This is a genomic window from Simplicispira sp. 125, from assembly GCF_003096555.1.
Classification (GTDB): domain Bacteria; phylum Pseudomonadota; class Gammaproteobacteria; order Burkholderiales; family Burkholderiaceae_C; genus Simplicispira.
In genome coordinates, this window is sequence record NZ_QEKM01000001.1 from 3,001,393 (window position 1) to 3,028,340 (window position 26,948).

Consider the following 26,948-nt stretch of genomic DNA (forward strand, 5'->3'; position numbering starts at 1 on the left):
CGCCAGGGCCTCACTCCACCAGCGCACCAGGAGACGGGGCTTGCTGTGCGTGCGTATCCGCAATGGCGCTGAGCAAATCGCTGATGCGCACCGGCTTTTCCAGCACACAGGTCACTCCAAGGGCCTGCAGGCGCGCGGCATCGACGGGCTTGCCATCGGTCGCCAGCACAACCACCCGGGCATCCCGGGCGGTGGCGAACCGGCCTTGCCTGAGCTCGTCCAGCAACGCCATCGCCTGTGCCCCCTCCGCAAGATCGAGCACCAGGCCCGCAAAGGGCCCGCCCGCCAGCAGCGTCCGGGCACGGCCCACATTGCTGGCCTCATGGAAGTCCACCATGCCGAGATCACGGGCGACCATGGCAATGGTGCGGCGCAAGACAAACTGCGGCTCGATCAGCAAGATTCGCGGTAGCGGTGCAGTCATTCGTCACCCTCTTTTCCGGCCAGGGTCTCGTTGGCCAGGCAGCGTAGCGCATCCAGAATCGACAGCTCCACCGCACCCAAGGTGCGCGGCACGGTATCGAGCACGCACAAGGTGCCAATGCGGTGCCCGCTGGGGGAACTGAGCGGGGCACCCGCATAAAACCGGATATGGGGCGCACCCACCACCTGCGGATTGTCGGAAAAACGGGCGTCACTGCGGGCGTCCTCGACGACAAACAGCCCATTTTTCATGATGGCGTGCCCGCAAAACGAGATGTCCCGCGCCGCCTCCGTGATCTCCACGCCCACACGCGACTTGAACCACTGGCGCTGTCCATCCACCAGGGAGAGCAAGGCGATGGGCATGTCCAGCTGCTCGGCGGCAAAACGGGCCAGCCTGTCGTAGCGCTCCTCGGGCGGTGTATCCAGCAGCAGCAGGTCGCGCAAAGCTTGCAGTCGATCGGCCTCATCGACGGGTATGGGTGCGGGTGTCATGGCAAATCCTGCGGTGATAGAGGAAAGTGAAGTCGCTGGGCTCATCCCAGCAGATAGGCCATCTGGGCCAGATCGACCACGACCAGGTTGGCGTGGTCGACCGCGCCTCGGGCATTGATCAGCGCCAACTCACCCATGGCGCCCATGCGCATGCCGCTGCGCCGCGCGCTATGGGCCGGCAACCAGTCGCTCAGGCTGCGGATGGCGATGCCGACAGGCGCTGCCGCACTCCCCCGCGCCTGGAGGAGTACGGCCAGACGGGGGTCGGTTTGCCCTGCTGCTTTGCCAATGGCGGGCAGGTTGGCAACATGCACCGTGCGACCACGCCACGCGAGCACGGCCCGCCGCCCTTGCCGGAGATCCTCCCTGGCTTCGGGGGGTAGCTCCACCACACCCACAATGCCCTCCACCGGAGAGGCGTAACGCTGGTCCGCATCAAACACCAGGTAGGGCAAGGGCTCGGTGGCCTCCAGCGGCGCGGCGCCGCTTTTGGCATTCGCTGGGGCCACGGCCATTCGACTGATGGAAGCTTCGGGGGTCACGCCAAAGAGCTTGGCGACATCCAGAATTTGCAGCCTGCCCCGGTCCGCCAGCAGGGCCACGCCGGCCAGCAAGGCCTCGTCGGGCGTGCGTGCCACTGCGCCATGCTCCAGTTCTACAAACTGTGTGCACGCCGAGACCGTCAGCCCCAGCACCAATGGCCCGTGGCTCACCACCACCATCCAAGGCGCAGCCTGGCGATCGCTGGCCTGGCGGCCTTCGCTGATATCGACCAGCGGCAACTTGCGCCCCTGCCACTGGCCAATGGCCCAACTGCGCTCGGCGGGCCCCAACGCCAGTTCTGCCACGGGCACGGGCACCACCCGCTCCACGGCGTCCACAGGCACAGCCCACTTCTCGGTACCGATCAGGAACACCGCGTAACGCCTGGTGCCGGCTCCCGGTTTTAGGGCATGGGCCGATGCCTGCGTGTCCAACGGCACGGCAGGGGCCCTGTCTGCGGCCTCACACCAGGCCTGGCCCAATCGCATCAGGCGCGCAACTTCCAGAATGCACAGCGTCGGCGCGTTCGCTGATGCGGGAACCACCGACTCGAACAGTTCGTTGTCATCCGGCACATGGTGCACCCGGCGGATGTCGGCTAAAGCCACCGCCTTCACGCCCAGCACAGCGTCCACCCGTATGCCCAGCCACCCACCCGCGTGCTGCAGCACCAGCAACCTTTGCCGCGCCACATCGTCGCTGGCTGCCTCTAGAGGCAGCCAGCGCTCCAGCGCCACGATGGGCACCGCTGCACCAGCCACGTCGGCAACCCCCAGCAATGCACCACTGCGGCGGGGCAGCGCTGTCAGGCCGTGCGGCGGCAGGGGCAACGCCTGAAGGACTTGATCAATAGGAATGGCGATGTCACAGGCCCCGACGCGCACATGCACATGTGGCACCACCGCAGCGCGGGTGACCGAGGGGGCTTGCATCACCTCTTCCATCACGCCGTTCAATCGGCTTTGCGCGGGCTGCCGCTGCCTTGCAGGTCTTCCAGCAGCTTGGCCACATCCTGGGTCGAATGCTCTTGCTCGTCGGTGGCCGTACGAATCTCGCTGATGGAGCGCGTGGTGTTTTCCACGGCGCCCAGAATGCGCGAGAACGCAGCGTCCACTTCCTCGGACAGGCGGCTCCCTTCGGTGACGCGGCTGACCGTCTGGTGGATCAGCTTGGCAATTTCGCGAGCTGCCAGCGACGACTTCTCCGCCAGCTTGCGCACTTCGTCGGCCACCACCGAAAAGCCTACGCCTTGCTCCCCCGCACGCGCCGCCTCGATGGCCGCGTTGAAGGCCAGCAGATGGGTCTGGCTGGAGATTTCGCTGATCGTGTCCACGATTTCGTGGATGTCAGACGACGAGCGTTCAATGGCAATGATGGCGTCACGCGAGCGGCGCACCAGCTCGCTGCCCTCGCCCGCCTCGCGCTGCGTCTGCTCGGCCAGCTCGGTGGAGCGGCCTGCGCTGCGCGCCAGCCGCTTGATCGATTCCGTCATCGCGCGCAGCACCTCGGTGATGTCATGCACCTTTTGCGCCACCGCACGCTCGCGCTGCACCTGGGCGGTGATGTCCGTCGAATATTTGACCACCTTGTAGGGCCTGCCATCGACATCGAGGATGGGGTTGTAGGTGGCCTGGATCCAGACCTCTGCCCCGTGCTTGCCGATGCGGCGATAGCGCGCGCTCTGGAACTTGCCCTCGCCCAGATCGGCCCAGAAGTCGCGGTACGTCTGGCTTTGCACCAGGCCAGGCTCGCAGAACATGCTGTGATGCTGCCCCCGAATTTCCGCCAGGGTGTAGCCCATGGTGCGCAGAAAGTTCGGGTTGGCGGTTTGCACGTTGCCCTCCATATCGAACTCGATGACCGCTTGCGACAAGCCAATGGCATCGATCTTGCCCTTGGTCTCCGCAGCGGTGTTCATGTCGTTCGTGATGTCCACGGCGAACTTGACCACCTTGTACGGTTTGCCGGTGACATCCAGAATGGGGTTGTACGAGGCCTGGAGCCATATCTCCTGGCCGTCTTTCGACAGGCGGCGAAAGCGCCCGGCAATGAATTCGCCCCGGCCCAGTCGCTCCCACAAATTCGCATACTCGCTGGAATTCGCAAACCCGGGCTGGCAGAACATGCGATGGTGCTGACCCAGGACCTCGTCCAGCCCATAGCCAAACGCCTCTAGAAAATTCGTGTTGGCCTCCAGAACATGGCCCACAAGATCGAACTCGATCACCGCCTGTACACGGTTAATCGCCGCAATCTTGCCTTCAAAATCTGCTTGCTGAATCCGCTGCGCGGTGATGTCAGTGGCCAGTTTGACCACGCCTACCGTCCGGCCTTCGGCATCACGCACCGGGTTGTAAGAAGCCTGCAACCAGACCTGCTTGCCCGCCTTGGTGATCCGCAAAAACACCTCCTCGCGCACCTGTCCGGCGCGCAGCCCTTCCCACAGGGCCCGGTACGAATCGCTGCTCGTAACTTCAGGGGGGCAGAACATGCGGTGGTGCTGCCCGACCACCTCATCGGCGGTGTAGCCCATCAAATCCAGAAAAAGGCCATTGGCCCGCTGCACCCGGCCATCCAGGTCAAACTCGATGACGGCTTGCACATGTTCCAGGGCCGCCAGCAAGGCCGCCGTGCGCGCAGCTTCCAGGGGGGCGGTGGAGAGTGTTTCTGTAGGAGTATTCATGGGGGTGTTGTTTTGGCAAAACGCCGCTCGGCAATCCATTTTTTCGGGTCGTTCAGGATCGGCAACACCGGGGGAGCACGACCGCCGATCGCATGCACCGGAGCCGAAACTGCAACCAGATGCAACGGCGCAATAAGTATGTCTTAAATTGGCTTTTCTGGCACTTGACGTCCCCGATCACCCGCAAAACTACACTTGCACCATTGGTTTGAAACCGTGCTTCGAACCGTGAAGCTTTGCTATCCATTACCTGCCCACCGCCATGCTCCAGTACCTCACCGTCCCTGTGACCGCCTTTCAACAAAACGCCTCCCTTGTCTGGTGCGACGCCACCCACAAAGCCGCCGTGATCGACCCAGGCGGCGATCTGGACACACTGCTGGCCCATGCCAAGCGGCTGGGGGTGGCGTTAGAGCAAATCTGGCTCACACACGCCCACATCGACCACGCAGGAGGCACGGGCGAGCTGGCCCAGCGCCTGCAACTGCCCATCGTTGGGCCGCACCCCGGCGACCAGTTCTGGATTGACGGTTTGCCACAGCAAAGCGCGATGTTCGGTTTTCCACCCGCACAGCACTTCACGCCCACCCGCTGGCTCGCCGATGGCGACCAGGTGCAGATCGGCAACGAGACGCTCCATGTGCGCCATTGCCCGGGCCACACGCCCGGCCATGTGGTGTTCCACGCCCCGCAGATCGACCGGGCCTTTGTGGGCGACGTGCTGTTTGCCGGCAGCATTGGCCGCACGGATTTCCCGCAGGGCAACCACGAGCAGCTCATCGACAGCATCGTGCAGCGCCTGTGGCCCATGGGCGACCAGACGGTGTTTATTCCCGGGCATGGCCCGGAAAGCACTTTCGGGCGCGAACGCAAAAGCAACCCTTACGTCAGCGGAACCTGAGGGGTTTGCGGGCGGCTTGTGCAGCCGCCCGCAAACTCCACCTCGCTTTTTCAGGTCATTTCGGCTTCTAACGCCCGACAGACAAGCGCAAAAAGCTATTAACTAAATAGCAGAATCACCCATTGCGCCGCGCCGCCTGGTACAGCCCCTGCACCTTGGGCACGTTCTGCTCCAGCTCACGGATGCGCGCAGGGCCCGAAGGGTGGGTGGACAGAAACGCCAGCCCGCCCTGTTTGCTGCCCGTGGCGTTGCCCATCTTCTGCCACAGGGTAACGGCCGCCGAGGGGTCGTAGCCAGCGCGTGCCGCCAGCTCCAGCCCGACCAGGTCCGCCTCGCTTTCGTCCGACCGGCTGAACTGCAGCGACAGCAGTTGCCCGCCCAAACTGGCCGCCACATTGCCCAGGTCGCCCAGCCCCAAAAGCTGCGAGCCCAGCCGCAGCGCCAGGTTGGTGCCTTGCGTCTTGGCAATACGTTCACGCGCATGTTCGCGCAGCGCGTGGGCCATTTCGTGGCCCATGACCATGGCGGTCTCGTCCTCGGTCAGCTTGAGCTGGTCCAGGATGCCGGTATAGAAAGCGATCTTGCCGCCCGGCATGCAGAAGGCGTTGACCTGTTTGCTGCCAATCAGGTTGACCTCCCAGCGCCAGTTGCGGGCACGGTCGTTCCAGGGCGCGGTGAAGGGAATCAGGCGGCGTGCGATGGCGTGCAGGCTTTCGAGCTGGGGATGCCCAGGCGGCGCCAGCGCACGCTGGGCGCGGGCCTGCGCCAGCAACTGGCCGTACTGCTGCACGGCGGATTGCTCCAGGGTTTCGGCCGGTACCAGGCGGCGCACGCCGGAGGCCGAGCCCACATCAACCTGGGCGAGCACCGGCGCGGCCGCACTGGCGCCGGCCGCCAGCAAAAAGGCCCGGCGGGCAGACCAAGGGGACGAAGGCGCAGCTGTGGGAGTGGGGCAAAACAGGCACATGCAGGAATAATAGACAAAAACCACGCTGCCTCATGCCAGACAACCACGCAACCACGCCCCCCGACAGCCCGCCCCGCACCCCTTGGCTGCAGACCCTGCGCGTGTACCTGGAACCCGCCAGTCTGCGCATGCTGACGCTGGGATTCTCTGCTGGGCTGCCCCTCTTGCTGGTACTGGGCACGCTGAGTTTTCGCCTGCGCGAGGCGGGCATTGACCGCAGCACCATCGGGTACCTGAGCTGGGTGGGGCTGGCCTATGGCTTCAAGTGGGTGTGGGCGCCGCTGGTGGACCGCCTGCCCATCCCGCTGCTGACCCGGCTGATGGGGCGGCGGCGCAGCTGGCTTTTGCTGTCACAGGGCATGGTGGTGGCCGGGCTGGTGGGCATGGCGCTGGCCGACCCGCGCCTCACCCTGGGCCCCATCGTGTGGTGCGCGCTGGCGGTGGCGTTTGGCTCGGCCACGCAAGATATTGCGCTCGATGCCTTTCGCATCGAATCGGCGGACACCAACCACCAGGCGGCGCTGGCCGCCTCGTACCAGACGGGTTACCGCCTGGCCATGATCTGGGCCGGTGCGGGGGTGCTGTGGATTGCGGCGCGCTCCGAGGTGGCTCCCGCCCTCGGGCAGGCCGTGGCCCAGGGGGTGGCGGCGTACCAGAACGGCGCATGGCGGGCCGCTTACCTGGCCATGGCCGCCTCGATGGCGGTGGGTGTGGTCACGGTGTTGTTCTCGCGCGAGCCCGCACCGATGCAACTGCCGCCGCCCAAAGACGCAGCCGAATGGATCAGGGGCGCCGTGGTCGAGCCGTTTACCGATTTTTTGGGCCGCTACGGTTGGCACGCTGCGCTCATCCTGGCGCTGATCGCCGTGTACCGCATCAGCGATGTGGTGATGGGCATCATGGCCAACCCGTTTTATGTGGACATGGGTTTCACCAAGGACGAGGTCGCCGCCGTGACCAAGGTGTATGGCGTCATCATGACGCTGGTGGGCGCCTTTGTGGGCGGCGTGCTGTCGATGCGCCTGGGGGTGATGCGCATCCTGATGCTGGGTGCCGTGCTGAGCGCCTGCACCAACCTGCTGTTCGCCTGGCTGGCGGGGTACGGCCACGACGTGACGGCGCTGATTGCGGTGGTGTCGGCCGACAACCTGGCCAGCGGCATTGCGTCGGCGGCCTTCATTGCCTACCTGTCGAGCCTGACCAATGTACGCTACTCGGCCACGCAGTACGCGCTGTTCAGCTCCATGATGCTGCTGGCGCCCAAGTTCATTGCCGGGTTCTCCGGGGACTATGTCAACGCCTTTGGCTACGCACAGTTCTTTACGGCCACCGCGCTACTGGGGGCACCGGTGCTGGTACTGGTAGGGCTGGCTTCTCGTATCAAAACAAACTCCAACGCCCAGTCATCAAGCGCTGACAGCTCCTGATTTCATAGCTCCCAATTCCTTCATGCACTCCCGCGTTTACCGGGGCTTTACTCCCACGACACCCCCCCCTGACAGCACGGCGGCACGCTGTACCCACGTTGACAACCCGACTGCACTGAACCCATGGCCACGCAACTGCTGATGATCGAAGACGACGCCCGCCTGGCACAGATGGTGGGCGAATACCTGGGCCAGTCGGGCATGCAGGTCACGCACCACGGTGACGCCGCGGGCGGCCTGGCCCAACTCCAGGGGCCGGGCAGCAGCGGTCTGCCCGACCTGGTCATTCTTGACCTGATGCTGCCCGACATGGACGGCCTGGAGGTGTGCCGCCGCATCCGCGCACTGCAGGGGCCTGCAGCGCAGGTGCCGGTGCTCATGCTGACCGCCAAGGGCGACCCCATGGACCGCATCATCGGCCTGGAGATCGGCGCCGACGATTACCTGCCTAAACCTTTTGAGCCGCGCGAACTGCTCGCCCGTATCCGCGCCATCCTGCGCCGCCGCACCGATGGCGCACCGCCCGCCGTGCAAACCCTGCGCTTTGGCTCGCTGGAAATCGACCGCGATGCGCGCATCGTCACCGTCGGTGGCCAGCCCTGCGAGCTGACTTCGTACCAGTTTGACCTGCTCGTCGCGATGGCCGAGCGCGCGGGCCGCGTGCTCACGCGCGACCAGATCATGGAGGCCGTACGCGGGCGCGAACTGGAAGCCTTCGACCGCTCCATCGACGTGCACATGGGCCGCATCCGCGCCGCCATCGAACTGGACGCGAAGAACCCGCGCCGCATCCTCACCGTGCGCGGTGTGGGTTATGTGTTTGCCAAGCAGCAGGACTGACCGCGCCATGTTCTCGTTGTTCTCCCGCCGTCTGTACCTGCGCATCTGGCTGGCCGTGGTCGGGGGGGTCGCGGTGCTCACGCTGCTGGTCGGCTGGGCCTGGCGCGTGGCTGCCGAGCAAAATATTCAGCCCGAGGTGCCGCAGGGCCGCGAATTGGTGCTGCGCGACAGCGCGGGCAACACCCTGGTGACGGGCGTGGCCACGCGCATCCCCAGGCGGTCGCGGGAAGAAGGGGTGGAACTGCAGATCGAAGGCGAGGACGGCCGCAGTTACAGCCTGCAGTTTGGCCCCCGCCCACCCCGGGGGGAACGCCCACCGGGAGGGGGGTACCGCCAGGATGCCGCCTTCTGGACGCGCCCGCCGTTTGGTTTTTTGTGGATGCTGGGCCTGGTCGGCCTGGCCGTGGCCGTGGGGGTGTTTCCCATCATCCGGCGCCTGCTGGGGCGCCTGGACGTGCTGCAGCGCAGCGTGCAACGTTTTGGCGAGGGCGACCTGTCCGCCCGTGTGCCGGTCCATGGCAACGACGAAGTGGCCGAGCTGTCGCGCCAGTTCAATGCCGCCGCCACGCGCATCGAAGCCCTGATGCGCTCGCACAAGTCTTTGCTGGCCAATGCCTCGCACGAGCTGCGCTCGCCCCTCACGCGCATCCGCATGGGGCTCGAACTCATGGGCACGGGTCAGCCCGCGCCCGCCTTTCGCGCTGAAATCCTGCGCAACATTGCCGAACTGGACCAGCTGGTGGACGAAATTTTGCTCGCCAGCCGCCTCGACGCCCACGAGGCCGATGTGGGCACCATCGAGGCGGTGGACCTGGTGGGCCTGGCGGCGGAGGAATGCGCCCGGGTGGATGCAGACCTGGACGCCAGCACCGACGCACTGGAAGTGGCCGGCGTGTCCAAGCTGCTGCGCCGCGCCGTGCGCAACCTGCTGGAGAACGCACGGCGCTACAGCCAGGGCGAGATCACCGTCGTGGTGCGCCGCCTGGGCACCATGGCCGAAGTGCGTGTCTGCGACCGGGGCCCCGGCGTGCCGCCGGACCAGCGCGAACGCATCTTCGAGCCGTTCTACCGCCTGCCCGGCGCCAGCGAACGCGCCGGCAGCGTCGGCCTGGGCCTGGCCCTGGTGCGCTCGATTGCCGGGCGCCACCACGGCAGCGTGCACTGCGAAGACCACGTCGGCGGCGGTGCCTGTTTTGTGCTGCGCCTGCCGCTGCACCAAGGCAGCGGCGTGAGCGCGTGAGGCGGGTCAATGCAGCGCACACCTTGCGCTACAAAATAGTGAGCTGTTACCGCTTTATTCCAGAGGGTCTTAGATACTTTCCACATTGAACGTGCATATCAACAAGCGCTGGCAGCTCTTTTTTTAAGAGCATTCTTTCAACTTGCTGCACCGCAACCATGGCTTCGAGCAGCACCACTGCGCTGATGGCGCGAGAATGGCGCGATGACTGCCCTGCAACACTCCCGTTTCTCCACCCGTTTTGGTCTGACCACCCCCATCGCCCTGGCGCCCATGGCGCTGGCCTCGGGCGGTGCGCTGGCCAGCGCCTGTGCCCGTGCGGGCGCCCTCGGCCTGGTGGGTGGTGGCTATGGCGATCTGGCCTGGACGCAGCGCGAATACCGGCTGGCACTGGAGGCCGCCGACACCGGCCGCATCGGCTGCGGCTTCATCACCTGGAAACTCGACGAGGACGCCTCGGCGCTGGACTGGGTGCTCGACCTGCCCCCCACGCAGCGCCCGCGCGCCGTGATGCTGTCGTTTGGCGACGCACGCCGTTATGCACCGCGCATTGCGGCCAGCGGTGCGGCCCTGATCTGCCAGATCCAGTGCATGCAACAAGCCCCCGAGGCCATCGAAGCAGGCGCTGCCGTCATCGTGGCGCAAGGTGCCGAAGCGGGCGGACACAGCCTGAATGCGCTGAACGGGCGCGCCACCCTGACCTTGGTGCCGGAATTGGCCGACTGGCTGGCCCGCCACGCGCCAAGCACCTTGCTGCTGGCCGCTGGTGGCATTGCCGATGGCCGTACGCTAGCGGCAGTACTGGCGCTGGGTGCCGATGGCGCCCTGGTGGGCTCGCGCCTGTGGGCCACGCAGGAAAGCCTGGCCCCGGCGAGCGCCAAAGCCATCGCCCTGCAAACCGATGGCGACGGCACGGCGCGCACCGCCATCTTTGACATTCTGCGTCGCAAGAATTGGCCCGAGCCCTACGATTTCCGCGCCGTACGCAACGCTTTGCACCGCCAGTGGGAAGGCCGCATCGACACACTGCGCGCCCATCCTGAAGAAGCCCGCGCCCTGTACGACGCTGGCTGGCAAGCGAGCGACTATGCCGCCGCCCATGTCACCGTGGGCGAAGCTGTAGGATTGGTGCACGACCTGCCCGGAGCCGCCGAGCTGATCGCGCGCATGGGCCAGGAAGCCCAGGCCCGGCTACAGCAGCTGGTATAAAGACTTTACCGTGAACGCGCCTGCCCGGCCGCAGTCGGCTGGAGCGCCGCCAGCGTAAACGACACCATGAACAGATAGACCATGTTGCCGTTGAAATGGGCCAGAAACACCTGCGTCAGCCCAAAGCCCAGGTAACCCAAGGGAAGCAGCACCCCCACCAGGCGCAGGCACAGCGCCTGCCGGTCGACCAGGCCATCCGCCCCCAGAACGCGCACGCGCGTGGGCCAGAACAAGGCCAGTGGAACGGCATAAAAGAGCAGCAATCCACCCAGGCCCAGCACACCGCGCTTGGCAAACATGTCCAGCCACTCGTTGTGTGCATGCCCAAACTGCAGCACGATCGGGTGGGCCAGCCCCGCCGCCACACGGCGCTTTTTCTCCTGCTGGTAGCCCACCTCGCCCCAGCCGCCCAACGGCCGGTCCAGGCCCATATTCCACGCCAGTTGCCAGTGGTCCAGGCGCTGGCCTACCGAGGTGCGCGCATTGCCTTCGTCCACATACCCATTCATTTCACTTTGCGCCTGCTCCCAGCGCTGCTCGAGCTGCGGCGCCTGGTACCAGCTCAGCACAAGCACCAAGGCCAGCAGGCCTGCACCGCCCACCAGCACCCGCCGCCCCCACAGGTGGCGCACCAAAAGCCACGACAAGGGCAGCATGCACAGCGCCAAGGCCAGCCAACCGCCGCGGGTTTGCGACAGCAGCGAGCCGAGCAGGCCCAGCAGGGCGCACACACCCATCAACAGCCGCGGCTGCCAGCGCCAGCGGTCCATGCAGACCACCCACTGCATCCAGCACATCAGACCGAAGAGACCGCTCAGGTTGCCATACTGGATGGCGCCACTGGACCGGGTGGCGGAATCAATCCAGGCGCGATCATGCCCAAGCACCTGGACGTCCCACAGTGCTTTCAGCCCCCCGCCCGCCGCGCCCACGGCAATGCCCAGCAGCAAAAACCGCCCCCGGGGCGGAAAAGCGAAGACAAATGGAATACACACTACCGCCAGCAGGTAGCGGGACGGTTTGTTCAAAATGCCCCACCCCTTGGACAGGTCGCCGCCGTAGAGCCAGACCGCCCCCATGACGGTAAAAACCAGCATGAGCCACCGAGCCGATGGAGACTCGAATGACTGGCGCAGCCATTGCGGTGCCGTGGACATGGCACACAAGGCAAGCAGTGCAATGCCATAGGCGTAGCCAGATGGCACTGCCAAAGTCAGCGCCGGCAGCAGGAACGCTGCCAAGGCACTGCAGCGCCGGCGAAGATCAGGCTCTGACAACAAAAGGGGCTGGTACGTGGGAATTGAAGGCACGTCTTGCGTGTTCAATGCCCAGCAGCCACCTTTTCACCCGCGCGCAAGCGGTATTCGGTGCCGCAATAAGGGCAAACGGCCTGGCCGGTGCCCGCCACTTCCAGATAGACCTTGGGGTGCCCATTCCAGAGGGCAATGCCCGATTGCGGGTTGGGGCAGGCGATATTGCCCTGGGGGTCAAGATCTTTGGCCTGTAGTTCGATGCTTTTCTGACTCATTGTGTGCATGGCAGAGGTTGTGGAGAAGGGGTCTTGGCTGCGGACGTCAGGCCGCGCCACGATCCTGTGCGATTGTCTTTCATTTCGTCACGGGCACAGGTTACCGTTGGTGCATCTTTGGCGCGCACGGCTCTACACCGGCCAGCGCTGTCTCGCGGCGGTAAAACGCTTCCAGCTCCGACAGCTTGGCGTCGATGCTGAAACGCTCCATGGAACGATTGCTGCGGTGCGGGCGCTGCGCATACATGGCACGCAGGGCGTCGGCCATCGCGCCAACGTCTTCCAGCGGCACCATGCGCGCGTCCAGCGCGGCGCTCAGATGTTTCGCGCCCAGCGTTTCCGTGGCGATGATGGGCAACCCTGCCGCCATGGCCTCCAGAAACACCAGGCCAAAGGATTCTTCGCGTGCCGCACTGATGAAACCGTCGAACGCCGCCATCCAGTCCTGCGGCTGCTCACAAAACCCGGGCAGGAGGACGCCCGGCACATTGCGCTGACGCAAGGCCTCCAGTTCAGCGCCCTGGCCCACAAGCACCAGGTGCGCGCCCGGCAGGGCAGCACGTTCAAAGGCGTCCACCAAAAGGTCAAAGCCCTTGGTACGCTCCATACGTCCCATGGAGCCGAACACCCAGGCATCGGATGCAATGCCGTGCTCGGCCCGTAGGCGCTGGCGAGCATCGGCTGCGGGTCGATAGGGCAGGGTCCAGTTGTCGATCTGGGCGGTGTGTTCGCGCAGCGGCGACGGTATGGCGTCCAATTGCCACGGCGCGATGGCCACCAGTGCATCCAGGTGCGCATGCTGCTGGGGCTTGTAGCGCATGTGCAGCGTGGCGACACGCAAAACCCGGCTCCGCAGGTCGGGTGCGCCCCCCAGCGCCTTGCTCCCGTCACTGAGGTGTGCATGGGCCACATCCGGGCGCAGCTGGCGCACCAAGCGACGCGCCTGCCATCGCCCCAGCCAACGGCCCACCCAAAGCACTTTGACCCGAGGGTCGACCCGGTGGGCATAGCCCCCGGGCATGCCGCTGCGGACCGACCGGCGCAGAACCAGCGTGACCTCGTGGTGCTGTGACTGCGCATTGGCCAGCTCGATAGCATGCCTCTCACTGCCGGCAAAGCTGCTGGTGAGAAGCAGGTGAACGATGCGCATGGAGGCGGAACCCGCCTAAACCCGGGTCAACCAGTGGGCGTATTTTGGATTGCGGCCGTTGACGATGTCAAAAAACGCACTCTGGATTTTTTCGGTGATGGGCCCTCGCGAGCCTGCGCCAATTTCAATGCGGTCGAGCTCGCGGATGGGCGTCACTTCGGCTGCGGTACCCGTGAAAAAGGCTTCATCAGCGATGTACACCTCGTCGCGTGTGATGCGCTTTTGCACCACTTCCAGACCCAGGTCCTTGGCGATGTGGAACACGGTGTTGCGCGTGATGCCGTTGAGGGCACCGGCCGACAGGTCCGGCGTGTAGATGACACCGCCCTTGATGACGAAGATGTTTTCGCCCGCACCTTCAGAGACAAAGCCCGACGCATCCAGCAACAAGGCTTCATCGTAACCGTCGTCCAGCGCTTCCATGTTCGCCAGGATGGAATTGGTGTAGTTGCTCACCGCCTTGGCCTGCGTCATCGTGATGTTGACGTGGTGGCGTGTGTAGCTACTGGTTTTGACGCGGATACCGCGCTGCATGCCCTCTTCGCCCAGATAAGCGCCCCAGGCCCAGGCCGCCACCATCAGGTGGATCTGGTTGCCCTTGGGCGAAACGCCCAGTTTTTGCGAACCAATCCAGGTCAGCGGGCGCAAATAGCACGATTCGAGCTTGTTCTCGCGCACGACGGCCTTCTGGGCCTCGTTCACTTCTTCCTTGGTGAACGGGATCTTCATGCGCAGGATCTTGGCGCTGTTGAACAAACGCTCCGTGTGCTCTTCCAGGCGAAAGATAGCCGCGCCTTGGGCCGTGTTGTAGGCGCGCACGCCTTCAAAGGCGCCACAGCCATAGTGCAGCGTGTGGCTCAGCACATGGATCTTGGCATCGCGCCAATCGACCATGTGGCCGTCCATCCAGATCTTGCCGTCACGATCGGCCATCGAGGGTACTACGGGGCTCATAGGTGTCCTTTGGATTGCTGGGTTCGCAAAACCACTGATTTTAAGGGGCCTGCGGGGCTATCTACCCTACCAGGAACCCCACTGGAAATCAGGTCAGGCCGCGCACCACCTCCATGGCTTCCTCGATGCGCTCGACCGGATGGATGGCCAGCCCTTCCACCGGTTGCCGGGGGGCATTCGCACGCGGCACCACGGCCACGCTGAAGCCCAGTTTGGCGGCCTCCTTGAGCCGCTCCTGGCCACGGGGCGCGGGGCGCACCTCACCAGCCAGCCCGACTTCGCCAAAGGCGAAGAAGCCCTTGGGCAGCGCCTTGCCCCGCAAGCTGGAGGTGATGGCCAGCATCACGGCCAGGTCGGCCGCCGGTTCGCTGATGCGTACGCCCCCCACTGCATTCACAAACACATCCTGGTCAGCGCACGCCACACCCGCATGGCGGTGCAGCACGGCCAGCAGCATGGCCAGGCGATCACGCTCCAGCCCCACCGACAGGCGCCGGGGATTGGGGCCACCGCCATCGACCAGGGCCTGGATCTCGACCAGCATGGGGCGGGTTCCCTCGAGCGTCACGAGCACGCAACTGCCCGGCACCGGCTCGCTGTGCTGGCTGAGAAAAATGGCGCTGGGGTTGGTCACGCCCTTGAGTCCGCGCTCGGTCATGGCGAAAACACCAATCTCGTTCACCGCACCAAAACGGTTCTTGATGGCGCGCACCAGCCGAAAACTTGAATGGGTATCGCCCTCGAAATACAGCACCGTGTCGACCATGTGCTCCAGCACGCGCGGCCCGGCCAGCGCCCCTTCCTTGGTGACATGGCCCACCAGAATGATGGTCACCCCCGAGGATTTTGCCGCCCGCGTGAGGTGCGCCGCACATTCACGCACCTGGGCGACCGAGCCCGGGGCCGACGTCAGTTGATCGGAATACACGGTCTGGATGGAATCGATCACCGCCACGGCAGGCTGCGTTGCCTCCAGGGTGGCCAGGATTTTTTCCAGCTGGATTTCAGCCAGCACGTTGACCTGGCTCTCGTGCAAGCCCAGGCGGCGCGAGCGCAGCGCCACCTGGGCGCCACTCTCTTCCCCGGTGACGTACAAAGTAGGCAGCCCCGCGCGATGCAACGCATCGAGCGCCTGCAGCAGCAGGGTAGATTTACCAATGCCTGGGTCGCCCCCGATCAGCACCACGGCACCTTCGACAATGCCGCCGCCCAGCACCCGGTCCAGCTCCTCAATACCGCTCGGGGTACGCGCCACCTCGTTGGCTTCGATGGCGTACAGGGGCGTCACAGGCTGGGCTGCGTTCAGCCCGGTGTGTTGAGCGCTGCCGTAACGATTTTTCCCTGCTGCGGCCGCTGCAACCGTTTCCGTGAGCGTGTTCCACGCATTGCAGTGCGGGCATTTTCCCAGCCACTTGGGCGTGGAGCCGCCGCATTCAGAGCAGGTGTAGAGGGTTTTTTCTTTGGACATGGCGTGCAACAAACCAAGGGCAGACGACTATAGCGGCCCGTTGCCATCGCATCGGCGCACAAGACACAAATAACAAACCCGCCACAAGGGCGGGTTTGGCGAGGCGCAAAATAGCCTTCAGAGGATCAAGCCGCCGTAAGCCAATACCCCGAATTGAAGGGGCTGCTCATGCGCAGCGCCATCGGAGAAATGTCCACCAACTTGTCGGTCGGCATTTTCTCGATCATTTCAGCACCCATGTCGATGCCTTGCACCGCGGCTGGTGCTTCGGTAGCCTCTTTCGCCCGTTCTGCTTGGCTGGGGTTTGCAGAACGGGCTACAGAAAAGAATAGAAACAGCGGAACGGTATTTTCCGGTCATTCCAGTAGTCCGCCACGTCCCGGAAGACATCGAGCAGTTGCTCGCGGGCTTCCTTGTCGAATTTGGCGGTGGCAGGAATTTGTTCCAGCACCACGATAAAGCCTGGTTGCGGGCCAGACTTGTGCAGCGGGTCCGTCAGGCAGTCCGACAAGGCGTCGAAATTCTTGCCGAAGTGCGACGGAAAGGTGAACTGCTGGGCGATCAAATCCAGCACATCCTGTTTGGTCTGTGCGTGGGCGAGGTTGGCGTAAAGAAAATGGTGCCCCAGCGTGGCCGCTGCATCCTGCAGATCCTGCACGCGAAACGCGCGAATGGATTGCACAATGTTGGCGCGTACACCGCGCAGTGGGGATTCCTGGTCTTTACGAAGTGGCGTATCCATCTCCGCGTCTCTTTCTTTAAAAGTCCAAAATCGGGCTCATTGCGGCGAACCGCAAAAGGGCGTCATACGGGAAGTGGCTCCCCTCCGCGATGCAGGCTACAAAGCACGTGGCATGGCGGGAGTCATTTGATAATTTCGCGGTAACTGGCGTAGTGGTCGCTGGTGTAATAGCAGGCGTCCGGCGTCCGGGGCTTGCCGCCACACACAATGCGCCGGGCGCCGCGGTGGCGAACGCCTGGTGTTCTGACGGTGTATTCCCGGTAGTACCCGCGCTTGTGCGCAGGCAACAGCCTCTCCCGATTGCCAAAAACCACCCCATCCTTGTCATAAGGAAAAGGGCCGCCCTGGTGAATCAAGGCATAGGTCTCGCGCCCCTGGAGAGGCAGTTGTGCCACGGAAATCGTGGCAGCACCATCGGTCAATGGCTGGTTGCGCGCCTGTCCTACCAGAGGAGTCAACGCCCATGCAGCACCCAGAACACACGCAAGCCCTGCATTGCATACACGGGCGGCTACAGCCTTCAGCATCTCACTACACCTTTCAGAAACTACGGGTTAACCCGAAATTTCAAGCCGCTAGTGTGACGGAAACACCCCAAAAAAGCAAGCCTCTGCCCATTCTTTAGGCAGAGGCCTCGATCGCGCCCAACTTGGGTAAGTTAGCGCACGCTATCCAGCTAAATGACTACCGCTGTGCGTTGGCATCGGCCACAGTGAGCGCGGTCATGTTGACGATACGGCGCACCGTGGCGCTGGCCGTCAGAATATGCACCGGCTGGGCAGCTCCCAGCAGCACCGGGCCGATGGCGATATTGCCGCCGGCAGCGGTCTTGAGCAGGTTGTAGGAGATGTTGGCGGCATCAATATTGGGCAGGACCAGCAGGTTGGCATCGCCGATCAGGCTGCTGTGGGGCATGAGCGTCGCGCGCGCTTTGCCACTGAGTGCCACGTCGCCGTGCATTTCACCGTCCACTTCGAGCCAGGGCGCCTGAACGCGCAGCAGTTCCAGCGTCTGGCGCATTTTCACGGCGCTGGGCTTGTCGCTGCTGCCAAAGTTGGAGTGCGATAGCAGCGCCGCCTTGGGCTTGATGCCAAAGCGCAGCATTTCTTCGGCCGCCATCATGGTGATCTCCGCGAGCTGTTCGGCCGTGGGATCGTAGTTGACATGGGTATCCACCAGGAACACCTGGCGGTCGGGTAACAGCAAACCGTTCATGCAGGCGTAGGTGGCCACGCCGGCGCGGCGGCCAATGACCTGGTCGATGTAGTTGAGGTGGTGCGAGGTATGGCCCCAGGTGCCCACGATCAGGCCGTCGACTTCGCCCTTGAGCAGCATCATGCTGCCGATCAGCGTGAGCCTGCGGCGCATCTCGATCTTGGCGATCGGTTCGGTGATGCCCTTGCGCTCGGCGATACGATGGTAGGTCTGCCAGAAGTCACGGTAGCGGTGATCCTGCTCGACGTTGACCACGTCGTAATCAACTCCTTCCGACAGGCGCAGGCCGAACTTCGCAATGCGCTGCGCAATGACCGCAGGGCGGCCGATCAGCGTAGGCCGTGCAACGCGCTCGTCCACCACGATCTGGGCTGCACGCAGCACGCGCTCTTCCTCGCCTTCGGCATAGGCCACGCGCTTCTTGATCGCGGTCTTCGCGGCCAAAAAGAGGGGCTTCATCAGCGTGCCCGAGGCATAGACAAAGGTCTGCAACTGGTCGCGGTAAGCGTCCATATCCGTAATCGGGCGCAGTGCCACGCCGCTGTCGAATGCCGCCTGGGCCACGGCCGGTGCAATTTTCATCATCAGCCGTGGATCGAAGGGCTTGGGAATCAGGTATTCCGGGCCGAAGGCCAGTTTCTCCCCCACATAAGCCGCCGCCACCACTTCGCTTTGCTCGGCCTGTGCCAGATCGGCAATGGCGTGCACTGCGGCAATTTCCATTTCCTGCGTGATGGTGGTGGCACCACTGTCGAGCGCACCCCTAAAGATGTATGGAAAGCACAGGACGTTGTTGACCTGGTTGGGGAAATCCGAGCGGCCCGTGGCGATGATGGCGTCGTCGCGCACGGCCTTGACGTCTTCGGGCTGGATTTCGGGGTTAGGGTTGGCCAGGGCAAAAATCAGCGGACGCGGTGCCATCTTGGCCACCATGTCTTTCTTCATCACGCCACCGGCCGACAGGCCCAGGAAAACATCGGCCCCGGCAATGACTTCGCTGAGCGAGCGCGCGTCGGTCTGCTGAGCAAAAGACGCCTTGTCCTCGTCCATCAACTCGGTGCGGCCCTGGTACACCACGCCAGCCAGGTCGGTCACCCAGATGTTCTCGCGCGGAATGCCCAGCTTGACCAGCAGCCCCAGGCAGGCCAGCGCGGCGGCACCGGCACCCGAGGTGACGAGCTTGACCTTTTGAAGGTCCTTGCCCGCCACCTTCAGACCGTTGAGGATGGCAGCGCCCACCACGATCGCCGTGCCATGCTGGTCGTCGTGGAAGACCGGAATCTTCATGCGCTCACGCAGCTTGCGCTCGACATAGAAGCAATCCGGTGCCTTGATGTCTTCGAGGTTGATGCCGCCAAAAGTGGGCTCCAGCGAGGCAATGATCTCGACCAGCTTCTCGGGGTCTTGTTCGTTGATCTCGATATCGAACACATCGATGCCCGAGAACTTCTTGAACAGAACCGCCTTGCCTTCCATCACGGGCTTGCTCGCCAGCGGCCCAATGTCGCCCAGTCCCAGCACCGCAGTGCCGTTGGTCACCACGCCGACCAGGTTGCCCCGGCTGGTGTACTTGAAGGCGGCCTTCGGGTCTTTGACGATTTCTTCGCACGGCGCGGCCACGCCCGGCGAATAGGCCAGCGCCAGGTCGTGCTGGTTCACCATCTGCTTGGTTGCGGCAATGGTGATCTTGCCGGGCTTTGGGAACTCGTGGTATTCGAGTGCGGCCTTGCGCAACAGGGCGCGTTTGTCGAGGGTGGGATGGTGTTCCGGGGCTTGCTCAGGCATGCGATGTCTCCAGTGTGCAAAGCCACGCTCAGAGGGGTGGCTGATGGGGGATTCTTTCACCTTTTCCCTCGCAAGCTTTCATGCCTGTGTGGGCTGCCTCCATTGTGACGGATATTCGTGAAATTGATTTTCACATTACAAAATTAAAAGCCCTGCGGCACGCCAGGTTCTATGTTTTTCGTCAAGCGGTTTTTGGCATCAACCGTGTCGGATCAAAGATCTCGCTCCCCTTCCAGACAGCAAATGCCACTCGCAACAACTTGCGGCCTAAGATCACAAACGCCTCGGTTGTCGCAAAGCCCTTGGCCCGGATCGACTGGTACAGCGGCTTGAGGGCTTTGCTGTGACTGGCGGACATACCCGTCAGGTACATCTGCCTGCGCAAGAGCGCTGGCCCCTTCTTGCTCAGACGGCGCCTGCCGCGCTTGGTGCCGGAATCGTTGGGACGCGGGTCCAGACCGCTGTAAGCTACCAGGGCATCAGAATTGGCAAACTCGAAGCGGCTGAGCAGCGCTGCCAGCACCGCTGTGGTCTGCGGTCCGATACCGGTGATGGTGCGCAGCCGCTCGCATCGCTCGGCCATCTGCGCATCGCTGGCGATCAAGGCGCGCACCTGGTCGTCTATGGAATGGAGCAAGGCGTCGAAGGCCTTTTGCAGCTTGTCCGTCTCAATCCCCTGTTGGTCGACATCGGCGAAGACTTGGCGCAAGGCCGATCGGTGTGTGGCCACTTGCGCCCTGCGTGTGAGCAGGTCTTGGAGGCGCTGCTGCAAGGGGTTTGCCGGTTGCCAGGGATGCAGCTGATCGTGGTGCTCAGCCAAGTAGCGGGCAATCACGCCGGCGTCTACGCCGTCGGTCTTGGCCCGTGTGCCCAAGGCACGTGCGTAGAAGAAGACGTCTCGCGCATTGAGCACGAACACTTGAAAGCCCGCTTGGCTAGCCAGGTGTGCCAGCAAGCCGTGATACCGGCCGGTGGATTCCATGGCGATGAGTGCATGCGCGGGGACTTCCCGCAGCCAGCGACTGATGCTCGGCGCATCGTTGGCGACGCTGCACGGTCGTCGCTGTGGACCCATGGCGATGACGAGTTCGGCTTTGGATACGTCCACGCCGATGTACAAATTGGACTCTTGCATGATGACACCTCCGATTGGACAATGAGCCGTGTCGGGGTACAGCCCACCAACTACGTTGGCTTGCCTTCAGATCGGTGGTCGCAGCGCCCAAGGGCGCAGCGCCGCGCAGTTCCTGATCGACGTTGGAAGGTGGAGCGGGAGAAAACTCGCGTGGTCGGTCAACGATCGTTGCCGATGCACCGCAGGGTCCCTCCACCCCGACAACCAGAACATACAAGCGCCGCAGGGCTTTCAGGGTTCATCGCCGTTCAGCGGCTGCTGGGAAAGCTGAACACCGCCCCTTCGCGCACACCCGCCGACGGCCAGCGCTGCGTGATGGTTTTGCGCTTGGTGTAGAAACGCACGGCATCGGGCCCATAGGCATGCAGGTCGCCAAACAGGCTGCGCTTCCAGCCGCCAAACGAGTGGTAGGCCACGGGCACGGGCAGGGGCACGTTCACGCCCACCATGCCGACCTGGATATGGTCGGTGAAGTAGCGCGCGGCCTCGCCGTCGCGCGTGAAGATGCAGGTGCCGTTGCCGTACTCGTGGGCGTCGATCAGGTTCATCGCCTCTTGCAGCGTCTTCACGCGCACCACGCCGAGCACGGGGCCGAAGATTTCTTCTTCGTAGATCTTCATGCCGGGTTGGACGTTGTCAAACAGGCAGGCGCCCAGGAAGTAGCCGTTTTCATGGCCGTCTGCCACCTGCACGCCACGGCCGTCCACCACCAGCGTGGCGCCTTCGGCCACGCCGCTGTCCACATAGGCCCTGACCTTGGCCGCATGCTCGCGGGTGATCAGCGGCCCCATGTCGTTGCCGTTGTCGGTGCCGGGGCCGACCTGCATCTTGGCGATTTCGGTCTTCAGCCCCGCCACGACGGCGTCGCCCACCGCGTCACCCACCGCAACCAGCAGCGGGATGGCCATGCAGCGCTCGCCGCACGAGCCGTAGGCCGCGCCCATCAGCGCACTGACGGCGTTGCCCACGTCGGCATCGGGCATCAACACCGCATGGTTTTTTGCACCGCCGAGGGCCTGCACACGCTTAGCCTGGCGGCAGCCTTCGGCGTAGATATATTCGGCGATAGGGGTTGAACCCACAAAGCTCACCGCCTTGACCCGGGGGTCTTGCAGCAGCGTATCGACAGCCAACTTATCGCCATTGACCACGTTGAGCACGCCGGGCGGCAGGCCCGCTTCGAGCGCCAGCTGAGCGATGAACAGCACACTGCTCGGGTCGCGTTCGGACGGCTTCAGGACAAAGGTGTTGCCGCAGGCCACGGCCATGGGCCACATCCACAGCGGCACCATGGCCGGAAAGTTGAACGGCGTGATGCCTGCCGTCACGCCCAGCGCCTGGAACTCGCTCCACGAGTCAATGTTGGGGCCCACGTTGCGGCTGTGCTCGCCCTTGAGCAGTTCGGGCGCATAGCTGGCGTATTCGACGTTTTCAATGCCGCGCTGCAGCTCGCCGTGCGCATCGCTCAGCACCTTGCCGTGCTCGGCAGTGATGAGCGCGGCGATTTTGTCGGCGTTTTCTTCCAGCAGCACCTTGAGCTTGGCCATCACCCGCGCGCGCTTGAGCGGCGGCGTATTGCGCCAGGCGGGAAAAGCGGCTTCGGCCGAAGCAATGGCGGCTTCGACGGTGGCTTTGCTGGCCAACGCCACGCTGGTGGTGGACTGGCCCGTGGCGGGGTTGAACACCGGCTGTGTGCGCTCGGTGTCAACAACCAATTGGCCATCAATCAGGTGGCCGATGGTGGTGGTGACGTTGTGATCTTTGTGCATGTCAAAAATTTGAGTGAAAAATGCCTCTAGCGCTTATCTATCAAGCGCCAGCAGCTATCAATACAGAAGTATTCAGTGGGTACTGAGCGATCAGGCTGTTTCGGTCAGCGCGTCGCCCAAGGCGTTGATCAGGCGATCGATCTCGACCTTTTCGCTGATGAACGGGGGCGCCAGCTGGATGGTGTCGCCGCCGTAGCGCACGTAAAAGCCCTTCTTCCAGCACGCCATGGCGATCTCATAAGGGCGGCGGGCGGGCTCGCCGGGCAGCGCGGCGATGGTGAAACCAGCGGCCAGGCCGTAATTGCGGATGTCGGCCACATGCTTGGCGCCCTTGAGGCTGTGCACCGCCTGCTCAAAGTGCGGCACCAGCGCCTGCACACGGCCCACCATGTCTTCCTTTTGCAGGATGTCGAGTGCCGCAATACCGGCTGCGCAGGCCACCGGGTGGGCCGAGTAGGTGTAGCCGTGGGCAAACTCCAGCATGTAGTCCGGCCCGCCTGCGGCCATGAAGGTGTCGTAAATCTCCTTGCTGGCCACCACGCCGCCCAGGGGCTGCACGCCATTGGTGACCTGCTTGGCAAAGTTGAAGAGGTCGGGCGTCACGCCGAAAGCCTCGGCGCCACTCATCGCCCCCGCGCGGCCAAAGCCCGTGATGACTTCGTCAAAAATCAGCAGGATGTTGTTCTGCGTGCAGATTTCGCGCAGGCGCTGCAGGTAGCCCACGGGCGGAATCACAACACCGGCCGAACCCGAAAACGGCTCGACGATGACAGCCGCAATGTTGGATGCATCGTGCAGGGCGATCAGGTCGAGCAGACGGTCCGCCAGTTCCTTGCCGGTGGGCGGCATGCCTTTGTGGAACGAGCCCGCCGGGGGCTGCGTGTGCGGCAGGTGGTCGGCCTCTAGCCCAGAGCCAAACATCTTGCGGTTGGCAGCGATGCCACCCACCGAGATGCCGCCAAAGTTCACGCCGTGGTAGCCCTTCTCGCGGCCAATCAGGCGCGTCTTGCTTGCCTGGCCCTTGGCGCGCCAGTAGGCACGGGCCATCTTCAACGAGGTGTCGGCAGCCTCGGAGCCCGAGCCGGTGAAGAACACGTAGTCCAGCCCGGCAGGCGTCAGCTCCTTGATGCGATTGGCCAGCTCAAACGCGAGCGGGTGGCCAAACTGGAAGGCGGGCGAATAGTCCAGCTTGGCCGCCTGTTTGCCCACCGCCTCGGCAATCTCGCGGCGGCCATGGCCCAGGCCGGCGCACCACAGGCCCGACAGGCCGTCAAAAATCTTGCGCCCTTCGCTGTCGGTGTAATAGGCGCCCTGCGCCTCGACCACCATGCGGGGGTTGGCCTTGAACTGGCGGTTGGCCGTGTAGGGCATCCAGTAGGCATCGAGCCAGGCGGCATCCATGCGCGGTGCGGCGTCAAGCGAGGGTTCGGTGTGGACAAAGCTCATGGGGTGTCTCCTGTGGATTGGCGGCAAGGCAGCTCGACATTGTTGGCGCAACTGTTAATCTCTCATATCAACAAATATCAATGTTTACTTGACGATTTATGCAAGTAAAACCTGCACCCACCAAACACCGCGCCGTGCTCGGCCAGCTCAGCGACATGGACCTGCGCCTGCTGCAGGTGTTCAAAAGCGTGGCCGAGTGCGGCGGGCTATCGGCCGCCGAGCTGGAACTCAACATCGGCACCAGCACCGTCAGCCGCCACATGAAAGACCTGGAAACGCGCCTGGGCCTGACGCTGTGCCGCCGGGGCCGGGCCGGTTTTGCGCTGACGGCCGAGGGCCAGCGCGTGTACGACGAAACCCTGCGCCTGCTATCGGCCGTGGATGCGTTTCGCAGCAGCATTGACGACATCCACCGCCGCATGGGCGGGCGCCTGGACGTGGCGGTGTTCGACAAGACCGCCAGCAACCCGGCCGCGCACATTGGCGAGGCGATTGCGCGTTTTGCCGCGCAGGCGCCCGAGGTCAGCCTGCAGATGCACGTGGCCAGCATCCCCGCGATCGAGCGCGGCCTGATGGACGGGAGCTTTCACGTCGGCATCATCCCCGCGCACCGCGCCTCGCAAAGCCTGGTGTACGCCAACCTGTTCACCGAGACCATGCTGCTCTACTGCGGTGCGCGCCACCCGCTGTTTGGCGCAGACCATGCCGCGCTGACCTGGGATGCCCTGCGCGCCTGGCAGTTTGCCGGCCTGGGCTACCACTCGCCCAATATGGAACTGAGCCACGGCGCCCGCCTGCCCCGCAAGGCCACGGGCTTTGACCAGGAGTCGATTGCCACGCTCATTCTCTCGGGCCGCTACCTGGGTTTTTTGCCCGACCATTACGCCGAGAGCTTCGAGCGCCAGGGTCTGATGCAGGCCGTGCAACCGGCGCAGTTCTTCTACCCCTGCCAGTTTGTCAGTGTGCTGCGCAAGTCACCCCAGCCGCCGCGCGCGGCGCAGGCTTTTGCACAGTGCTTGCTGGCAGCGCACGCCTGACGACTTGCACCCCTTTCCCACTCGGCCCACAATGGGCGTTTTACGGCCCACCCTGCAAGGCACCTCATGTCCAGCATCTCCTCCATTGCATCTTCCGGCCTGCAGGCCGCGCAACTGCGGCTGGACGCCTCGGCGCACAACGTGGCCAACATGAACACGCCCGCGTTTCGTCGCCAGTCGGTGGCCCTGCAGGCCCAGCCCGAGCAAGGTGGTGTACGCGCCAGCGTGCAGCGCGAATCCCAGGAAGGCGCGGCACTGGAGCAGGAAGCGGTGGAACAGATGTCGGCCACCTACGCCTTCAAGGCCAACCTGCAAACCCTCCAAACCGAAGACCGCATGCTGGGCGCGCTGCTCAACACGCAGGCATAAGCGGGGCGCCCTGCGGTGCGGCGGCGTTGGCCGCAGCGGCACGGGCCTTGCGCGCGGAGCGCTCCCAGGCTTTTTCATGGAAGAAGAAGGCGAAAGCCTGCACCGTAGGCTCCAGCAGGCTGAGCGTGAGCGATGCGATCAGGTTGCCGGTGACCGCATAGGCCACCAAGGCGGCGACGGTGATATGGATCAGGTAGTAGCTGCCTGTCTTGAGCAGCATGGTCTTGTTCTGGCGGGCGGCGCGGCGAATGCGGGACATGGCGTTCTCCTGGAGAGCAGCCCTGCACGATAGCGGGCTTTAACAAATGATAATCATTATCAATTGATTCCACCATTGAATCTGACTACCGCCGCCATGGTCAAAACCTGGGCACACCGGAACTTGTTCACAAAAACGCCCGCCGCCCCGCTGCCCTGCGCCCACCACCGTTGCTATGATGCTCGGCCACCTTCTTTCATTCTTTCCACAGCAACCGGGAACACACATGGCCCTCATGGACTTCATCAAGAAACAGTTCATCGACATCCTCGAGTGGACCGAGGACGGCGACGGCACGCTGGCCTGGCGCTACCCGATGGCGGGCATGGAAATCCAGAACGGCGGCACGCTGGTGGTGCGCGAGTCGCAGATGGCCGTCTTCGTCAACGAAGGCCAGGTGGCCGACGTGTTCGGCCCCGGCACCTACAAGCTGACCACGCAGACGCTGCCGGTGCTCACCTACCTGAAGAACTGGGACAAGCTGTTCCAGTCGCCCTTCAAGAGCGACGTGTACTTCTTCAGCACGCGCCAGCAGATCGACCAGAAGTGGGGCACGCCCCAGCCCATCACCATCCGCGACAAGGACTTCGGCGCGGTGCGCCTGCGGGCCTTCGGCAACTACGCCTACCGCATCGCCGACCCCAAGCTGTTCCACACCGAGATCTCGGGCACGCGCGACAGCTACCCCGTGGCCGACCTCGAAGGCCAGCTGCGCGGCATGGTGCTGCAGAACATCAGCAACGCGATTGCGGGCAGCGGCCTGCCGTTTCTGGACCTGGCCGCCAACCAGGTGATGTTTGCCGAGGCGCTGGCCAAGGAGCTGGCCCCCCACTTTGCCAAGATCGGCCTGACGGTTGAGAGCCTGACGGTACAGAACGTCTCCCTGCCCGAAGAACTGCAGAAAATTCTGGACCAGAAAATCGGCATGGGCATGGTCGGCAACGACATGGGCAAGTTCATGCAGTACCAGACGGCGCAGGCCATTCCTAAATTTGCCGAAGGCGGCGGTGGTAGCGGCATTGCCGGTGACGCCATGGGCCTGGGCGCCGGTGTGGCGCTGGGCCAGGTGCTGGCGCAAAACCTGCAGCAAGGCCTGCAAGGCGGTGGCGGCGCGGCGGCACAGGCTGCGGGTGCGGCCACTGCGGCGGCAGCACCGGCAGGCGTGCGGCCCGACGAAGTCATGGCCACGCTGGAAAAGCTGGGCGAGCTCAAGTCCAAGGGCATCCTCACGCAGGAGGAGTTCGACGCCAAGAAGGCTGAACTGCTCAAGAAATTGGCGTAAGTCTTTAGCTATTAAAATAATAGCTAACAGTGCTTGATGGATAAGCGTTAGAGGCCAAAAAAGCTTCAAATACCAGACCCA

The 26,948-nt window shown here is 63.9% G+C and carries 26 protein-coding genes; 8 read left to right on the plus strand and 18 right to left on the minus strand.

All coding sequences use genetic code 11. The features are described from left to right. Positions 1-10: 10 nt before the first annotated feature. From C8D04_RS14030 to C8D04_RS14045, 4 genes are read right to left on the minus strand one after another with little or no spacing between them, the layout of a single operon-like run. Positions 11-424, minus strand: a complete 414-nt coding sequence (locus C8D04_RS14030; protein ID WP_116005404.1) for a response regulator — start codon at positions 422-424, stop codon at positions 11-13. After that, on the minus strand, positions 421-918 hold the full coding sequence (locus tag C8D04_RS14035; protein WP_116005405.1) for a GAF domain-containing protein: 498 nt from the start codon (positions 916-918) through the stop codon (positions 421-423). Before C8D04_RS14035 ends, C8D04_RS14030 begins: the two co-directional genes overlap by 4 nt. A gap of 41 nt (positions 919-959) precedes the next feature. Further along, positions 960-2,393: a chemotaxis protein CheW gene (locus C8D04_RS14040; RefSeq protein WP_233521182.1), complete on the minus strand. Its 1,434-nt coding sequence runs from the start codon at positions 2,391-2,393 to the stop codon at positions 960-962. 20 nt (positions 2,394-2,413) lie between these two features. After that, positions 2,414-4,144, minus strand: coding sequence for a PAS domain-containing methyl-accepting chemotaxis protein (locus tag C8D04_RS14045; RefSeq protein WP_116005407.1), 1,731 nt, complete (start codon positions 4,142-4,144; stop codon positions 2,414-2,416). A 262-nt stretch (positions 4,145-4,406) separates the two neighbouring features. On the opposite strand from C8D04_RS14045, the gene C8D04_RS14050 reads away from it, so the two are divergent. Next, positions 4,407-5,045 carry an MBL fold metallo-hydrolase gene (locus tag C8D04_RS14050; RefSeq protein ID WP_116005408.1) on the plus strand — a complete coding sequence of 213 codons (639 nt, stop codon included), beginning with the start codon at positions 4,407-4,409 and terminating at the stop codon, positions 5,043-5,045. Between the two features lie 115 nt (positions 5,046-5,160). Here C8D04_RS14050 and C8D04_RS14055 read toward each other — a convergent pair whose 3' ends face one another. After that, a complete protein-coding gene (locus C8D04_RS14055; RefSeq protein ID WP_116005409.1) occupies positions 5,161-6,012 on the minus strand; it encodes a M48 family metallopeptidase in 852 nt (283 codons plus the stop codon). 32 nt (positions 6,013-6,044) lie between these two features. Here C8D04_RS14055 and C8D04_RS14060 point away from each other — a divergent pair, with 32 nt between their 5' ends. From C8D04_RS14060 to C8D04_RS14075, 4 genes are all read left to right on the plus strand, one after another. Beyond that, the gene (locus tag C8D04_RS14060) at positions 6,045-7,439 is read left to right on the plus strand and encodes an MFS transporter (RefSeq protein WP_116005410.1); all 1,395 of its coding nucleotides are present in this window, start codon (positions 6,045-6,047) and stop codon (positions 7,437-7,439) included. 123 nt (positions 7,440-7,562) lie between these two features. After that, entirely contained in the window at positions 7,563-8,279 is a 717-nt protein-coding gene (locus C8D04_RS14065; protein ID WP_116005411.1) for a response regulator transcription factor, read from the plus strand. Between the two features lie 7 nt (positions 8,280-8,286). After that, on the plus strand, positions 8,287-9,519 hold the full coding sequence (locus C8D04_RS14070; protein WP_116701319.1) for an ATP-binding protein: 1,233 nt from the start codon (positions 8,287-8,289) through the stop codon (positions 9,517-9,519). A gap of 204 nt (positions 9,520-9,723) precedes the next feature. Then, entirely contained in the window at positions 9,724-10,728 is a 1,005-nt protein-coding gene (locus tag C8D04_RS14075) for a nitronate monooxygenase (protein ID WP_116005412.1), read from the plus strand. A 5-nt stretch (positions 10,729-10,733) separates the two neighbouring features. Here the strand turns inward: C8D04_RS14075 and C8D04_RS14080 are convergent, their stop codons facing one another. From C8D04_RS14080 to C8D04_RS14130, 12 genes are all read right to left on the minus strand, one after another. Continuing rightward, positions 10,734-11,969, minus strand: a complete 1,236-nt coding sequence (locus tag C8D04_RS14080; protein WP_233521183.1) for an O-antigen ligase family protein — start codon at positions 11,967-11,969, stop codon at positions 10,734-10,736. A gap of 80 nt (positions 11,970-12,049) precedes the next feature. Continuing rightward, on the minus strand, positions 12,050-12,256 hold the full coding sequence (locus tag C8D04_RS14085; RefSeq protein ID WP_116005414.1) for a zinc-finger domain-containing protein: 207 nt from the start codon (positions 12,254-12,256) through the stop codon (positions 12,050-12,052). A gap of 100 nt (positions 12,257-12,356) precedes the next feature. Further along, a complete protein-coding gene (locus tag C8D04_RS14090; protein WP_116005415.1) occupies positions 12,357-13,406 on the minus strand; it encodes a glycosyltransferase in 1,050 nt (349 codons plus the stop codon). A gap of 15 nt (positions 13,407-13,421) precedes the next feature. Next, positions 13,422-14,360 carry a branched-chain amino acid transaminase gene (locus tag C8D04_RS14095; protein ID WP_116005416.1) on the minus strand — a complete coding sequence of 313 codons (939 nt, stop codon included), beginning with the start codon at positions 14,358-14,360 and terminating at the stop codon, positions 13,422-13,424. A gap of 88 nt (positions 14,361-14,448) precedes the next feature. Next, positions 14,449-15,828 carry a DNA repair protein RadA gene (gene radA, locus C8D04_RS14100; protein WP_116005417.1) on the minus strand — a complete coding sequence of 460 codons (1,380 nt, stop codon included), beginning with the start codon at positions 15,826-15,828 and terminating at the stop codon, positions 14,449-14,451. 125 nt (positions 15,829-15,953) lie between these two features. After that, the gene (locus C8D04_RS19140; RefSeq protein ID WP_279338425.1) at positions 15,954-16,082 is read right to left on the minus strand and encodes a hypothetical protein; all 129 of its coding nucleotides are present in this window, start codon (positions 16,080-16,082) and stop codon (positions 15,954-15,956) included. Positions 16,083-16,144: 62 nt separating this feature from the next. After that, positions 16,145-16,570 (minus strand): barstar family protein, encoded by a 426-nt coding sequence (locus tag C8D04_RS14105; RefSeq protein WP_116005418.1) that lies wholly within the window; start codon positions 16,568-16,570, stop codon positions 16,145-16,147. Between the two features lie 122 nt (positions 16,571-16,692). Then, on the minus strand, positions 16,693-17,097 hold the full coding sequence (locus C8D04_RS14110; RefSeq protein ID WP_116005419.1) for a ribonuclease: 405 nt from the start codon (positions 17,095-17,097) through the stop codon (positions 16,693-16,695). Between the two features lie 157 nt (positions 17,098-17,254). Next, complete coding sequence (locus tag C8D04_RS14115; protein WP_116005420.1) at positions 17,255-19,570, minus strand: NADP-dependent malic enzyme; 2,316 nt, start codon at positions 19,568-19,570, stop codon at positions 17,255-17,257. A 181-nt stretch (positions 19,571-19,751) separates the two neighbouring features. Further along, positions 19,752-20,705 carry an IS110 family transposase gene (locus tag C8D04_RS14120; RefSeq protein ID WP_116005421.1) on the minus strand — a complete coding sequence of 318 codons (954 nt, stop codon included), beginning with the start codon at positions 20,703-20,705 and terminating at the stop codon, positions 19,752-19,754. 248 nt (positions 20,706-20,953) lie between these two features. After that, entirely contained in the window at positions 20,954-22,474 is a 1,521-nt protein-coding gene (locus C8D04_RS14125; RefSeq protein WP_116005422.1) for a CoA-acylating methylmalonate-semialdehyde dehydrogenase, read from the minus strand. Between the two features lie 90 nt (positions 22,475-22,564). Further along, positions 22,565-23,920 carry an aspartate aminotransferase family protein gene (locus C8D04_RS14130; protein ID WP_116005423.1) on the minus strand — a complete coding sequence of 452 codons (1,356 nt, stop codon included), beginning with the start codon at positions 23,918-23,920 and terminating at the stop codon, positions 22,565-22,567. A 98-nt stretch (positions 23,921-24,018) separates the two neighbouring features. Between C8D04_RS14130 and C8D04_RS14135 the strand changes: the two genes are divergently transcribed. Together C8D04_RS14135 and C8D04_RS14140 are read left to right on the plus strand one after the other, a co-directional pair. Continuing rightward, complete coding sequence (locus C8D04_RS14135; RefSeq protein WP_199563005.1) at positions 24,019-24,957, plus strand: LysR family transcriptional regulator; 939 nt, start codon at positions 24,019-24,021, stop codon at positions 24,955-24,957. A gap of 66 nt (positions 24,958-25,023) precedes the next feature. Further along, complete coding sequence (locus C8D04_RS14140; RefSeq protein WP_116005424.1) at positions 25,024-25,326, plus strand: flagellar basal body protein; 303 nt, start codon at positions 25,024-25,026, stop codon at positions 25,324-25,326. On the opposite strand, the gene C8D04_RS14145 is transcribed toward C8D04_RS14140, so the two are convergent. Next, entirely contained in the window at positions 25,310-25,585 is a 276-nt protein-coding gene (locus tag C8D04_RS14145; protein ID WP_116005425.1) for a DUF2061 domain-containing protein, read from the minus strand. The two genes, C8D04_RS14140 and C8D04_RS14145, sit on opposite strands and share 17 nt — an antisense overlap. Before the next feature lie 226 nt (positions 25,586-25,811). On the opposite strand from C8D04_RS14145, the gene C8D04_RS14150 reads away from it, so the two are divergent. Further along, on the plus strand, positions 25,812-26,867 hold the full coding sequence (locus C8D04_RS14150; RefSeq protein ID WP_116005426.1) for an SPFH domain-containing protein: 1,056 nt from the start codon (positions 25,812-25,814) through the stop codon (positions 26,865-26,867). Positions 26,868-26,948: the final 81 nt, after the last annotated feature.

What these genes read in the sequence shown, in the direction of transcription:
- C8D04_RS14030 (WP_116005404.1), bottom strand. Translation starts at nt 424, where the DNA reads ATGACTGCACCGCTACCGCGAATCTTGCTGATCGAGCCGCAGTTTGTC.
- C8D04_RS14060 (WP_116005410.1), top strand. Translation starts at nt 6,045, where the DNA reads ATGCCAGACAACCACGCAACCACGCCCCCCGACAGCCCGCCCCGCACC.
- C8D04_RS14075 (WP_116005412.1), top strand. Translation starts at nt 9,724, where the DNA reads ATGACTGCCCTGCAACACTCCCGTTTCTCCACCCGTTTTGGTCTGACC.
- C8D04_RS14045 (WP_116005407.1), bottom strand. Translation starts at nt 4,144, where the DNA reads ATGAATACTCCTACAGAAACACTCTCCACCGCCCCCCTGGAAGCTGCG.
- C8D04_RS14120 (WP_116005421.1), bottom strand. Translation starts at nt 20,705, where the DNA reads ATGCAAGAGTCCAATTTGTACATCGGCGTGGACGTATCCAAAGCCGAA.
- C8D04_RS14070 (WP_116701319.1), top strand. Translation starts at nt 8,287, where the DNA reads ATGTTCTCGTTGTTCTCCCGCCGTCTGTACCTGCGCATCTGGCTGGCC.
- C8D04_RS14035 (WP_116005405.1), bottom strand. Translation starts at nt 918, where the DNA reads ATGACACCCGCACCCATACCCGTCGATGAGGCCGATCGACTGCAAGCT.
- C8D04_RS14055 (WP_116005409.1), bottom strand. Translation starts at nt 6,012, where the DNA reads ATGTGCCTGTTTTGCCCCACTCCCACAGCTGCGCCTTCGTCCCCTTGG.
- radA (WP_116005417.1), bottom strand. Translation starts at nt 15,828, where the DNA reads ATGTCCAAAGAAAAAACCCTCTACACCTGCTCTGAATGCGGCGGCTCC.
- C8D04_RS14140 (WP_116005424.1), top strand. Translation starts at nt 25,024, where the DNA reads ATGTCCAGCATCTCCTCCATTGCATCTTCCGGCCTGCAGGCCGCGCAA.
- C8D04_RS14040 (WP_233521182.1), bottom strand. Translation starts at nt 2,393, where the DNA reads ATGCAAGCCCCCTCGGTCACCCGCGCTGCGGTGGTGCCACATGTGCAT.
- C8D04_RS14050 (WP_116005408.1), top strand. Translation starts at nt 4,407, where the DNA reads ATGCTCCAGTACCTCACCGTCCCTGTGACCGCCTTTCAACAAAACGCC.
- C8D04_RS14090 (WP_116005415.1), bottom strand. Translation starts at nt 13,406, where the DNA reads ATGCGCATCGTTCACCTGCTTCTCACCAGCAGCTTTGCCGGCAGTGAG.
- C8D04_RS14150 (WP_116005426.1), top strand. Translation starts at nt 25,812, where the DNA reads ATGGCCCTCATGGACTTCATCAAGAAACAGTTCATCGACATCCTCGAG.
- C8D04_RS14145 (WP_116005425.1), bottom strand. Translation starts at nt 25,585, where the DNA reads ATGTCCCGCATTCGCCGCGCCGCCCGCCAGAACAAGACCATGCTGCTC.
- C8D04_RS14125 (WP_116005422.1), bottom strand. Translation starts at nt 22,474, where the DNA reads ATGCACAAAGATCACAACGTCACCACCACCATCGGCCACCTGATTGAT.
- C8D04_RS14130 (WP_116005423.1), bottom strand. Translation starts at nt 23,920, where the DNA reads ATGAGCTTTGTCCACACCGAACCCTCGCTTGACGCCGCACCGCGCATG.
- C8D04_RS14085 (WP_116005414.1), bottom strand. Translation starts at nt 12,256, where the DNA reads ATGAGTCAGAAAAGCATCGAACTACAGGCCAAAGATCTTGACCCCCAG.
- C8D04_RS14095 (WP_116005416.1), bottom strand. Translation starts at nt 14,360, where the DNA reads ATGAGCCCCGTAGTACCCTCGATGGCCGATCGTGACGGCAAGATCTGG.
- C8D04_RS14065 (WP_116005411.1), top strand. Translation starts at nt 7,563, where the DNA reads ATGGCCACGCAACTGCTGATGATCGAAGACGACGCCCGCCTGGCACAG.
- C8D04_RS14135 (WP_199563005.1), top strand. Translation starts at nt 24,019, where the DNA reads ATGCAAGTAAAACCTGCACCCACCAAACACCGCGCCGTGCTCGGCCAG.
- C8D04_RS14105 (WP_116005418.1), bottom strand. Translation starts at nt 16,570, where the DNA reads ATGGATACGCCACTTCGTAAAGACCAGGAATCCCCACTGCGCGGTGTA.
- C8D04_RS14110 (WP_116005419.1), bottom strand. Translation starts at nt 17,097, where the DNA reads ATGCTGAAGGCTGTAGCCGCCCGTGTATGCAATGCAGGGCTTGCGTGT.
- C8D04_RS14115 (WP_116005420.1), bottom strand. Translation starts at nt 19,570, where the DNA reads ATGCCTGAGCAAGCCCCGGAACACCATCCCACCCTCGACAAACGCGCC.